The organism is Rahnella sp. Larv3_ips, from assembly GCF_003697865.1.
Classification (GTDB): Bacteria; Pseudomonadota; Gammaproteobacteria; order Enterobacterales; family Enterobacteriaceae; genus Rahnella; species Rahnella rivi.
This window is the reverse complement of sequence record NZ_MJIB01000021.1, coordinates 207734-219878: the sequence shown is the minus strand read 5'-3', so window position 1 is coordinate 219878 and position 12145 is coordinate 207734. Positions and strand designations below refer to the sequence as shown.

Below are 12145 nucleotides of genomic sequence, written 5' to 3'. Positions count from 1 at the left end.
AGAAGAGGTTTTCCCATGAAACAAGGTATTCACCCTAAATACGTAGAAATTACTGCAAACTGCTCATGCGGTAATGTTATCAAAACTCACTCAACTGTGGGTCACGATCTGAACCTGGACGTTTGTGGCGAATGTCACCCGTTCTACACTGGTAAGCAACGTGAAGTCGCTACCGGTGGCCGTGTTGACCGCTTCAACAAGCGTTTCAGCATGCCAAGCAGCAAGTAATATTGCTGGCTTGAGAGCAAAAAAAGGCGCCGATGGCGCCTTTTTTGTTGCCTGCCGTTTCACTTCCCGCCAGACAAACCTTCCTGATCACGACTCAGCGTTAATCATCACAGACACTGAAACCCGCACAATCGTCTGCACGGGCATGTTCAGCAGCGCTCAGCGCGATCAATATTCCCAGGTATCAGGATCCACACCCAGTTCACGCATCAGGATCTTCGCCGCTTCCGGGATTTCGTCACTGCGTTCTTTACGCAGGTCTTCGTCATTCGGTAAAGGCTGACCGGTAAAGGCGTGCAGGAAAGCCTCGCACAATAATTCACTGTTGGTCGCGTGACGCAGGTTATTCACCTGGCGACGAGTGCGTTCATCGGTGAGGATTTTGAGGACTTTCAGCGGAATGGATACCGTAATTTTCTTAACTTGTTCGCTTTTCTTACCGTGTTCAGCGTAAGGGCTGACATATTCGCCGTTCCACTCAGCCATGGGACACCTTAAATTTATCAAAAAATAAAATTCTGAAAACCCGGTGATTATGCCCGATTTTCACTGTTCTCACTAAATAAATGTCCGTATTTAACAGGGTTATCTCACGATTTTCCCCGTGGCATTCTTCATTTTGTCGCCTGACGCAGGGCCGTGACCGGTTACCTGTGCGTCCGGGATCGGCCAGACATTCGCATAACGCCATAATTTTAGCGGGTATTGCTCTGTTGCTCAATCTATACGCAAAGAAGTTTAGATGTCCAGATGTATTGACGTCTATAACTCCGGGCGTTACTCTTTGTCATCTCACCCTTCGCACATCGCAGGAAGAAAAAGACTATGACGCACAAGCAAGCCACCATTGCCGTGGGCAGTGGCCTGAACAATGATCAGCAATATGGTTGTGTAGTTCCGCCAATCTCGCTTTCCAGCACCTACAACTTTGAAGATTTCAATCAGCCAAGGGCCCACGATTATTCACGCCGCGGTAATCCGACGCGTGATATTGCGCAGCGTGCGCTGGCCGATCTGGAAGGCGGTGCGGGCGCGGTACTGACCAGCAGTGGCATGTCTGCGATTCATCTGGTGTGTACGGTCTTTTTGAAACCCGGCGATTTACTGCTGGCCCCGCACGATTGTTACGGCGGCAGCTACCGTTTGTTTGACAGCCTGAGTAAGCGCGGCGCGTATCGCGTGCTGTTTGTCGATCAGGGCGATCCGCAGGCGCTGGCTGACGCGCTGAAGGAAAAACCGGCGCTGGTGCTGATCGAATCGCCAAGCAACCCGCTGTTGCGTGTGGTGGATATCGAGGCTATTTGCGCCGCCTCGCACGCAGCGGGTGCGTTAACGGTGGTGGATAACACCTTCCTCAGCCCGGCGTTGCAGAACCCGTTGCAGCTTGGCGCGGATTTAGTCGTCCATTCTTGTACTAAATATCTTAACGGGCATTCTGATGTGGTCGCCGGTACGGTAATATCTAAGACCGCTGAACATGCGACTGAACTGGCCTGGTGGGCGAATAACATCGGCGTGACGGCAGCGGCCTTCGACAGTTATCTGTTGTTGCGTGGCCTGCGTACCTTAACGGTGCGCGTGAAGCAGCAGCAGGAAAATGCGCTGGCGATTGTTGCCTATTTACAGAAGCAAACGCAGGTCAAAAAGCTGTATCATCCGTCGCTGCCGGAAAACCAGGGGCATGATATTGCCCGCCGCCAGCAACGCGGTTTTGGTGCCATGATCAGTTTTGAATTTAAGGGTGATGAGGCGCAGCTGCGTCATTTCCTGAAAGAATTGAAGTTATTTACCCTCGCAGAATCCTTGGGAGGTGTCGAAAGCCTGATTTCTCATACCGCAACCATGACGCACGCGGGTATGGCGCCCGAAGCGCGTAAAGCCGCCGGGATTTCTGACAGCTTGCTCCGAATTTCTGTAGGTCTTGAAGACAGTGAAGATTTGATTGCTGATCTGGAACATGCATTCCAGTCAGTGGCAACGAGGTAAGTATGAATGCAATAGCGGTCGCAGCACCGGCGGGAAGCCGGCAGTTGCACAAATTTGGTGGCAGCAGTCTGGCCGACGTGAAATGTTATCTGCGCGTCGCAGGCATTATGGCCGAATACGCCAAACCGGGCGACATGATGGTTGTCTCGGCGGCGGGCAGCACCACTAACCAGCTGATCAGCTGGCTGAAGCTTAGCCAGACCGACAGGATTTCCGCGCATCAGGTCCAGCAGACGTTGCGCCGTTATCAGAGTGATTTGATTTCCGGCCTGCTGCCGCCGGAAATGGCCGAGCCGCTTATTGCTTCATTTATTCACGATCTCGAACGTCTGGCCGTGCTGCTCGACGGCAAGATCACCGATGCGATTTATGCCGAAGTGGTCGGCCACGGTGAAATCTGGTCTGCCCGACTGATGTCAGCGGTCTTGTGCAAACTCGAATTACCGGCAGCCTGGCTGGACGCGCGCGAATTCCTGCGTGCCGAACGCGCCGCGCAACCGCAGGTGGATGAAGGCCGTTCTTATCCGCTGCTGCAACAGCTTCTTGCACAACATCCTCAGCAATATCTGGTGGTCACCGGTTTTATCTCGCGCAATGACGCGGGGGAAACCGTGCTGCTTGGCCGTAACGGCAGCGACTATTCCGCCACACAAATCGGTGCACTGGCCGATGCCAGCCGCGTGACCATCTGGAGTGACGTCGCCGGTGTGTACAGTGCTGACCCGCGTAAGGTCAAAGATGCCTGTCTGCTGCCGTTGCTGCGTCTGGACGAAGCCAGCGAACTGGCGCGACTGGCCGCTCCGGTGCTACACACCCGCACTTTGCAGCCCGTTTCCGGCAGTGATATCGATTTGCAGCTGCGTTGCAGCTACCAGCCTGAGCAGGGCTCGACGCGTATTGAACGCGTGCTGGCGTCCGGCACCGGCGCGAAGATTGTCACCAGCCATGATGATATTTGCCTTATCGAAGTAGCGATCCCTTCCGGTCATGATTTTGGTCTGGCGCACAAAGACGTCGAGCTGTTGCTCAAGCGTGCGCAGGTCAAGCCATTGTGTACCGGTGTGCATCCCGACCGTAATTTACTGCAACTGTGCTACACCTCCGAAGTGGCGGGCAGTGCATTGCAGGTACTTGAAGAGGCGGCACTTCCGGGGCGTCTGACGCTGCGGGAAGGGCTGGCGCTGGTGGCGCTGGTCGGTGCGGGCGTGTGTAAAAATCCGCTGCACAGCCATCGTTTCTATCAGGAAATGAAAGATCAGCCGGTCGAATTTATCTGGCAGGCCGAAGACGGCATCAGCCTGGTGGCTGTTCTGCGCGTCGGTCCGACGGCGCACCTGATTCAGGGGCTGCACAAAACGCTGTTCCGCGCTGAAAAACAAATCGGTCTGATGCTGTTTGGTAAAGGCAATATCGGCTCGCGCTGGCTGGAGCTGTTTGCCCGTGAGCAAAAGAACATTTCTGCGCGCAGCGGTTTTGAATTTGTGCTGGCCGGTGTGGTGGACAGTAAACGCAGCCTGCTCAATTACGAAGGTCTGGACGCCAGTCGCGCGCTGGCCTTCTTTGATGACGAATCTCAGGCGCACGACGAAGAGTCGCTGTTCCTGTGGATGCGTGCGCACCCTTATGACGATCTGGTGGTGCTGGATGTGACAGCCAGCGCTGAACTGGCGGATCAGTATCTCGATTTCGCCAGCTACGGTTTCCACGTGATCAGCGCCAATAAGCTGGCGGGTGCGTCTGACAGCAATAAATACCGTCAGATCCGTGATGCGTTTTCCAAAACTGACAGCCATTGGTTGTACAACGCCACCGTCGGCGCGGGTTTACCGGTCAACCATACGGTGCGTGACTTACGCGAAAGCGGGGACAGTATTCTGGCGATCAGCGGCATTTTCTCCGGCACCTTATCCTGGTTGTTCCTGCAATTTGACGGCACGTTGCCTTTCACTGAACTGGTGGATTTGGCGTGGCAACAGGGGCTGACCGAGCCGGATCCGCGCGATGATTTATCCGGGCAGGACGTCATGCGCAAGCTGGTGATTCTGGCGCGTGAGGCGGGATATGACATCGAGCCGACGCAGGTTCGCGTTGAATCTCTGGTCCCGGCAGATTGTGCCACCGGCTCGGTCGATCAGTTCTTTGAAGATGGCGAGGCGCTGAATCAGCAGATGTTGCAACGTCTGGAAGCCGCCCGTGAAATGGGACTGGTGCTGCGCTACGTGGCGCGTTTCGATGCTAACGGCAAAGCACGCGTCGGCGTTGAAGCCGTGCGTGAAGACCATCCGCTGGCGTCTCTGCTGCCGTGCGATAACGTCTTTGCCATCGAAAGCCGCTGGTATCGCGACAATCCTCTGGTCATCCGCGGGCCGGGTGCCGGGCGTGACGTTACCGCAGGTGCGTTACAGTCAGACCTTAACCGCCTGACGCAACTTCTGTAATCCTTTGCTGCTTCCCCTCCCGGGAGGGGAAGCAGTGAAAAACCTCCACTTTTCCTCATCTTCCCCACAGCACCTTTTCACCAAAGTGAAATTCTTTCAGTTTGCGTGAAGATTAATCATCCTCTGCCATCATTTTAACGTTGACACCTTGTCCGCTTTCCGTCATTTTCTATCTATACGTTTAGACGTCCAAACGTCTATCATAACGAACCATAATAAAAACGCAGTGATCCATGAGGTAGTGTTTATGAGCTTTTTCCACGCAAACCAGCGCGAAGCGCTGAATCAAAACCTGGCAGAGTTGCAGGGTCAGATTAACGTCTCTTTCGAATTTTTCCCGCCACGAACCAGCGAGATGGAAGACACGTTGTGGAGCTCAATCGACCGCCTGAGCAGCCTCAAACCTAAGTTCGTTTCGGTGACTTACGGGGCAAACTCCGGTGAGCGCGACCGCACGCACAGCATCATCAAAGGCATTAAAGAACGCACCGGTCTGGAAGCGGCGCCGCACCTGACCTGTATTGATGCCAGCCGTGATGAACTGCGTCAGATTGCGCAGGATTACTGGCAGAGCGGTATCCGCCATATTGTGGCGCTGCGCGGGGATTTACCTGCTGGCGGCGGCAAGCCGGACATGTACGCGACCGATCTGGTGCATTTACTGAAAGAAGTCGGCGACTTTGATATCTCCGTCGCGGCTTATCCGGAAGTGCATCCCGAAGCCAAAAATGCGCAGTCTGATTTGATTAACCTGAAACGTAAAATTGACGCCGGTGCAAACCGCGCCATTACCCAGTTCTTTTTCGACGTGGAAAGTTACCTGCGTTTTCGCGACCGCTGCGCCGGGCAGGGCATTGATGTGGAGATCGTGCCGGGGATCCTGCCGGTTTCCAACTTCAAACAGCTGACCCGCTTTGCCACCATGACCAACGTGCGCGTGCCTCACTGGATGAACAGCATGTTTGAAGGGCTGGATGACGATGCCGAAACCCGCAAAATGGTCGGCGCGAATATCGCGATGGACATGGTAAAAATCCTCAGCCGCGAAGGGGTGAAAGACTTCCACTTCTATACCCTGAACCGTGCAGAAATGAGTTACGCGATTTGTCATACGCTGGGTGTGCGCCCTGAAGTGGCCGTACCGGTTCGCGCTTAATCTTTTTGCCCTGAACTGAATACAAAAAAACCCGCGAATTCGCGGGTTTTTGCTTTCATGCTTTTAGCAGCAACTAACCGGTATTACGCATACCTGCGGCCACGCCGGCAATTGTCACCATCAATGCCTGTTCGATGTTCGCATCCTGCTTGCCGTCTTTTTCCAGCTCGCGGGAACGGTGCAGCAGTTCAGCCTGCAGCACGTTCAGCGGATCGGTATAGACGTTACGCAGGGCGATAGATTCGGCAATCCACGGCAAATCTTCCATCAGATGATCGTCGTTGGAAATCGCCAGAATCACTTTGATGTCGCTGGCTAACTGATCACGCAATTGCTGACCGAGCGGCCACAACTCTTTTTCCACCAGGCGGTGATCGTAGTATTCGGCCAGCCACAGGTCAGCTTTCGCAAACACCATTTCCAGCATCCCGATACGGGTGGAGAAGAACGGCCAGTCGCGGCACATGGTTTCCAGCTCGTCACGTTTCCCGCCATCCACCACGGCCTGTAAACCGGCACCTGCGCCCAGCCAGGCTGGCAGCATCAGACGGTTTTGCGTCCAGGCGAAGATCCACGGAATGGCACGCAGGCTTTCAACGCCGCCGCTGGCTTTACGTTTCGCCGGGCGTGAACCCAGTGGCAGTTTCGCCAGTTCCTGCTCAGGCGTGGCGGCGCGGAAGTAAGGCACGAAATCTTTATTCTCACGCACGTAACCGCGGTACATCTTGCAGGAGACGTCAGACAGTTGCTCCATGATATCCACCCAGGCTTGTTTCGGCTCAGGCGGTGGCAACAGGTTGGCTTCCAGGATCGCAGAGGTATAAAGCGCCAGGCTGCTGATGGTGACTTCTGGCAAACCGAATTTGAAGCGGATCATTTCGCCTTGTTCGGTCACGCGCAGGCCGCCTTTCAGGCTGCCCGGAGGCTGAGACAACAACGCTGCCTGTGCCGGTGCGCCGCCACGGCCGATAGAACCGCCGCGTCCGTGGAACAGGGTCAGTGCGATACCGGCTTTTTCGCAGGTCTTGATCAGTGCATCCTGCGCGCGGTATTGCGCCCATGATGCCGCCATCACGCCCGCGTCTTTTGCGGAGTCGGAATAGCCAATCATCACCATCTGTTTGCCCTGAATGAAACCGCGATACCAGTCGATGCTCAGCAACTGCTTCATCACGTCGTCGGCGTTATTCAGGTCGTCGAGCGTTTCGAACAGCGGCGCGACAGGCATCGGGAACGGGCAACCGGCTTCTTTCAGCAGCAGATGCACCGCCAGCACGTCAGACGGCGTGCGCGCCATTGAGATGACATACGCCGCAATCGAGCCTTCCGGCGCTTCGGCGATGACCTGACAGGTATCCAGCACTTCTTTGGTATCGGCGCTCGGTTCCCAGTGACGCGGGACCAGCGGGCGCTGCGAATTCAGTTCGCGGATCAGGAAAGCCTGTTTGTCAGATTCCGACCAGCTCTCGTAATCGCCGAGCCCCAGATAACGGGTAATTTCGGCAATCGCATCAGTATGACGTGTACTTTCCTGACGCACGTCGATACGCACTAACGGCACGCCGAAGCAGCGCACGCGGCGCAGGGTGTCCAGCAACTGACCGTTAGCGATAATGCCCATGTTGCAGGCCTGCAGCGACTGATAGCAGGCGTACAGCGGCGCCCACAGCTGGTCGTTTTTTACCAGTAAATCGTGCGGACGCGTGACACGTTCGCCTTTCAGGCGTGCTTCCAGATAGACCTGAGTTGAGGTCAGCTGCGCGCGCAACTGCTTCATGATTTCACGGTACGGCTCAATGATGTCTTTACCGCCGGCCAGCTCGCGCAGCTCTGGCGTACATTCGGTCATCGACAGTTCCGACACCAGCACTGCGATGTCGCGCAGGAACAGGTCGGTGGCTTTCCAGCGGCTCAGCAGCAGAACGTGGCGGGTGATATCGGCGGTGACGTTCGGATTACCGTCGCGGTCACCCCCCATCCAGGAAGTGAAACGCACCGGCACGGCTTCCACCGGCATTTTATAATCCAGTGAGGTTTCCAGCTGTTCGTTCAGCTCGCGCAGGAAAGCCGGAACGCCTTCCCACAGGCTGTTTTCGACCACCGCAAAACCCCATTTCGCTTCATCAACCGGAGAAGGGCGGTTCTTGCGGATTTCGTCGGTGTGCCATGACTGCGCAATCAACTGACGCAGGCGGCGCATAATTTGTTTACGTTCGTAATCGGCCAGATCGTTGTGGTCGAGCTGTTTGAGGCAGTTATTCACTTCGACCAGTTTGTGGATCAGCGTACGGCGGGCGATTTCGGTCGGGTGCGCGGTCAGAACCAGTTCAATAGAAAGCTGGTCAACGGCATCGCGTAATTGCTGGTCAGAGAGATTCCTGGATTTCAGACGATCGAACAACAGCGCCAGCGCTTCAGGATTACTGGCGGCTTCGCCGTGCGGCGAAATGCTGTGATATTGCTCTGCCACGTTGGCTAAATTCAGGAACTGACTGAATGCGCGGGCAACCGGTAACAATTCATCATTAGAAAGATTTTGCAGCGTTGACAGTAATTCCTGACGATCCGCTTCGTTTCCGGCGCGGGAGGATTTCGACAGTTTACGGATTTGCTCAACGCGATCGAGGATATGTTCTCCCAACGTATCTTTGATCGTATCGCCCAGCAGTTTACCTAACGTACTGACATTACTTCGCATTGCGGAATATTGTTCGTTCATATCACCTCTGACCCGTTCTCTCGTTTAATTTTTATATTCTGTAAATAACTTTCACCCGTCAGGCATTCTTGCCCCGTTCACCCTGCCAACCTGGCCACACTTTTTAAAAGCAGCACTTGTTTTAACCCAAAAACCCCCGATCACTCACGTGAAAAATGGTCTTTTTGGCAATGTCGCTGAAATTTAATTACATCAGCGACGATATCAGTTTGGCTAATCCACGTTTGCTGACCTGATTTGTACAGTAGCAAAGGGCGCCCCTGAGCGCCCTGATTGTTTGTTCATCAACCCTGATTCAGGATCAGTGATAACAGAAGTGATGCACAACCTGAGTGATCAACTCGCGTGTCGGTTTAATGAACGCGGTATCGATATATTCATCTGGCTGATGTGCCTGATCGATTGAACCCGGCCCCAGCACCAGCGTCGGGCATAGCTCCTGAATAAAGGGAGCTTCCGTGCAGTAGTTAACGATCTCGGTTTCCACGCCCAGCAACTTCTCAACCACCTGCACCAGCGGATGATCCGGCGGGCATTCATATCCCGGGATCGGCGGATGCAGTTCCTCAACCACCAGACGGCCGGGCCAGCGCTGACTCACCGGCTCCAGCGCCTCATTTAGCAGGCCGTTGATTTCGGACAGCGTCAGGCCAGGTAACGGACGGATATCCATATGCATTTCGCAGCAGGCGCAAATACGGTTTGGCGCATCGCCGCCGTTGATGTAACCAAAATTCATGGTCGGGTACGGGATCACGAAACCACTGTGGTTGTAACGCGTTTTCAGGGTATTGCGCAGGGTCATTAAATGGGTAATCGACTCATGCATCAGTTCAATCGCGTTCACGCCGCGCGCCGGATCGCTGGAATGACCGGACTGGCCGGTGATACGAATGGCGTTTGATAAATGCCCTTTGTGCGCACGAACGGGCTTGAGTGACGTCGGTTCGCCGATGATGGCGCAGTCAGGACGGATTTTGGCATTTTGGGAAAAATAGCTCGCACCGGCCATGGTCGTTTCTTCATCGGCGGTCGCTAAGATATACAGCGGTTTAGTCAGTTTGGTGAGATCAACGTCGCGCAGTGAATCGAGGATAAAGGCGAAGAAACCTTTCATATCGGCGGTACCCAAACCGTAGAGCTTATTTTCATGCTCGGTCAGGGTGAAAGGATCGCGCGTCCAGCGGCCATCATCAAACGGCACGGTGTCGGTATGACCGGCCAGCAGTAAACCGCCAGCGCCTTCGCCAGTGCTGGCTAACATATTGAATTTGTTTCGGGTTCCCGGAACAGGTTGCACTTCAACCTTAAAGCCTAAATCGCCGAACCAGCCTGCCAGTAAGTTGATTAGCGTTTCATTGCTCTGGTCCAAAGCCGCATCGGTTGCGCTGATGGAAGGGGTTGCGATTAACGCCCGGTAGAGCTCAATAAAAGGAGGTAATTTCATCTTCACTGTTGACAGCCTTTAGTTAGGGTAGTATTCATATTCATGCAATAATTGTGAATAAAAATACAATAAGCCAGCGCGTAAGGAAACCGGAAAAAATTCCGCGTTAGTCAAAACGACACGGCTGAATCTCGCGGGTGAGCGGCGTACAACGCGGTGACCACCTGTTACCTGTTGAAGTCCCTGTATCGCAAAGCCATACAGATAAGTTGAGAAGGTGAACAGACCCTATGTTGAATACGCTGATTGTTGGTGCCACAGGCTATGCCGGAGCTGAACTCGCTGCTTACCTGAATCGCCACCCACATATGAACATAACCGGTTTAACGGTTTCAGCGCAAAGTGCAGATGCAGGAAAATTGCTTTCTGATTTGCATCCTCAATTAAAAGGTATTGTCGATCTGCCTGTTTTGCCGCTGACGGATGTAGCCGGTGCGGCAAAAGGTGTCGATGTCGTGTTTCTGGCGACCGCGCATGAAGTCAGCCACGATCTGGCGCCGCAGTTTCTGGCGGCCGGTTGTGTGGTGTTTGACCTGTCCGGGGCCTTTCGCGTCAGCAAACCTGAGTTTTACACCGAATTCTACGGCTTTGAGCATCAGCACCTCGATTTGCTCGACAGCGCCGTGTACGGCCTGGCCGAATGGCAGGCAGACAAACTGAAAGACGCGCAGCTGATTGCCGTGCCGGGTTGTTACCCGACGGCGTCACAGCTGGCGCTGAAACCACTTATCGAAAACGGTTTGCTCAATGACAGCCAGTGGCCGGTGATTAACGCGACCAGCGGCGTCAGCGGCGCAGGCCGTAAAGCCACGCTCGGCAACAGCTTCTGCGAAGTCAGCCTGCAACCTTACAAACTTTTCAGCCACCGTCATCAGCCTGAAATCGCAGAGCATCTCGGCGTGCCGGTCATTTTCACTCCGCATCTGGGTAACTTCCCGCGCGGTATTCTGGCGACCATCACCTGCCGTCTGAACGCGGGTGTGACGGAGCAGGACGTGGCGGAAGCCTTCCACAATGCGTATCACGATAAACCGCTGGTGCGTCTTTACACCAAAGGCGTTCCGGCGCTGAAAGACGTGGTCGGATTGCCGTTCTGTGACATTGGCTTTGCAGTGAAAGGTGAACATCTGATTGTGGTTGCGACGGAAGACAACGTGCTGAAAGGCGCGTCGGCGCAGGCGGTGCAGTGTATGAATATCCGTTTCGGTTTCCCTGAGACGCAATCACTGCTTTAACAATCAGTTAGATTGTCAGCAAACAGAAAACAACCGTCCCTGAGCGTTTATTCAGATGCGCAGGGATGTTAGATTAAATTAAACGTATTGTTATTAATTAACATAATCAACCGGTCGGGGCGTAAACAGCTATGAATCCGTTAGTCATCAAATTGGGTGGTGTGTTGCTGGATAATGAAGAAGCGCTTGAGCGTCTGTTCATGGCGGTCGTCGCTTATCGTCAGGATTATCAGCGCCCGCTGGTCATCGTCCACGGTGGCGGCTGCCTGGTGGATGAGCTGATGAAAAAGCTGAATCTGCCGGTGGTAAAGAAGGCCGGTCTGCGCGTCACGCCAGCCGACCAGATTGATATCATTACCGGTGCACTCGCCGGGAGCGCCAACAAAACGCTGCTGGCGTGGGCGGTCAAAAATCACATTAACGCGGTCGGCCTGTCTCTGGCCGACGGCGGTACGGTCAGTGTGACCCAGCTGGATGAATCTCTGGGCTTCGTCGGTAAAGCCGAAGCGGGTAATCCGGCGCTAATCACGACGCTGACCGATGCAGGCTATCTGCCGATTGTCAGCTCCATCGGCATCACCGCAACCGGTGAGCTGATGAACGTCAACGCCGACCAGGCGGCGACCGCGCTGGCCGCCACGCTGGGCGCAGATTTGATTCTGCTGTCAGACGTCAGCGGTATCCTCGACGGCAAAGGTCAGCGTATTCCTGAAATGAGCGCGGAACGTGCTGAACAGCTCATCGATCAGGGCATCATCACCGACGGCATGATCGTCAAAGTTCACGCTGCGCTGGACGCCGCACGTTCTCTCGGACGTCCGGTTGATATCGCCAGCTGGCGTCACGCCGAGCAATTGCCGGCACTGTTTAACGGCGTCGCGATCGGAACACGCATTCTGGCGTAGTTCACTATCGACACGTTTAAAACCCATTGGA

The 12145-nt window shown here is 54.6% G+C and carries 9 protein-coding genes; 6 read left to right on the top strand and 3 right to left on the bottom strand.

What is annotated here, in order from left to right:
* Positions 1 to 15: 15 nt before the first annotated feature.
* Positions 16 to 228: a 50S ribosomal protein L31 gene (rpmE, locus tag ED901_RS20480; RefSeq protein ID WP_072158085.1), complete on the top strand. Its 213-nt coding sequence runs from the start codon at positions 16 to 18 to the stop codon at positions 226 to 228.
* 168 nt (positions 229 to 396) lie between these two features.
* On the opposite strand, the gene metJ is transcribed toward rpmE, so the two are convergent.
* A complete protein-coding gene (gene metJ, locus ED901_RS20475) occupies positions 397 to 714 on the bottom strand; it encodes a met regulon transcriptional regulator MetJ (protein WP_004392248.1) in 318 nt (105 codons plus the stop codon).
* 339 nt (positions 715 to 1053) lie between these two features.
* Between metJ and metB the strand changes: the two genes are divergently transcribed.
* The 3 genes from metB (at position 1054) to metF (ending at position 5808) form a co-directional block, all read left to right on the top strand.
* Complete coding sequence (gene metB, locus ED901_RS20465) at positions 1054 to 2214, top strand: cystathionine gamma-synthase (protein WP_056774610.1); 1161 nt, start codon at positions 1054 to 1056, stop codon at positions 2212 to 2214.
* A gap of 2 nt (positions 2215 to 2216) precedes the next feature.
* On the top strand, positions 2217 to 4652 hold the full coding sequence (locus ED901_RS20460; protein ID WP_056774613.1) for a bifunctional aspartate kinase/homoserine dehydrogenase II: 2436 nt from the start codon (positions 2217 to 2219) through the stop codon (positions 4650 to 4652).
* Between the two features lie 247 nt (positions 4653 to 4899).
* Entirely contained in the window at positions 4900 to 5808 is a 909-nt protein-coding gene (gene metF / locus ED901_RS20455) for a methylenetetrahydrofolate reductase (RefSeq protein WP_056774615.1), read from the top strand.
* A gap of 73 nt (positions 5809 to 5881) precedes the next feature.
* Here the strand turns inward: metF and ppc are convergent, their stop codons facing one another.
* Positions 5882 to 8527, bottom strand: coding sequence for a phosphoenolpyruvate carboxylase (gene ppc, locus ED901_RS20450; RefSeq protein WP_122097076.1), 2646 nt, complete (start codon positions 8525 to 8527; stop codon positions 5882 to 5884).
* 301 nt (positions 8528 to 8828) lie between these two features.
* The gene (gene argE / locus ED901_RS20445; protein WP_122097075.1) at positions 8829 to 9980 is read right to left on the bottom strand and encodes an acetylornithine deacetylase; all 1152 of its coding nucleotides are present in this window, start codon (positions 9978 to 9980) and stop codon (positions 8829 to 8831) included.
* A 224-nt stretch (positions 9981 to 10204) separates the two neighbouring features.
* On the opposite strand from argE, the gene argC reads away from it, so the two are divergent.
* Both argC and argB read left to right on the top strand, forming a co-directional pair.
* The gene (argC, locus tag ED901_RS20440; protein ID WP_056774624.1) at positions 10205 to 11209 is read left to right on the top strand and encodes an N-acetyl-gamma-glutamyl-phosphate reductase; all 1005 of its coding nucleotides are present in this window, start codon (positions 10205 to 10207) and stop codon (positions 11207 to 11209) included.
* A 131-nt stretch (positions 11210 to 11340) separates the two neighbouring features.
* Positions 11341 to 12114, top strand: coding sequence for an acetylglutamate kinase (gene argB, locus ED901_RS20435; protein ID WP_122097074.1), 774 nt, complete (start codon positions 11341 to 11343; stop codon positions 12112 to 12114).
* Positions 12115 to 12145 lie beyond the last annotated feature (31 nt).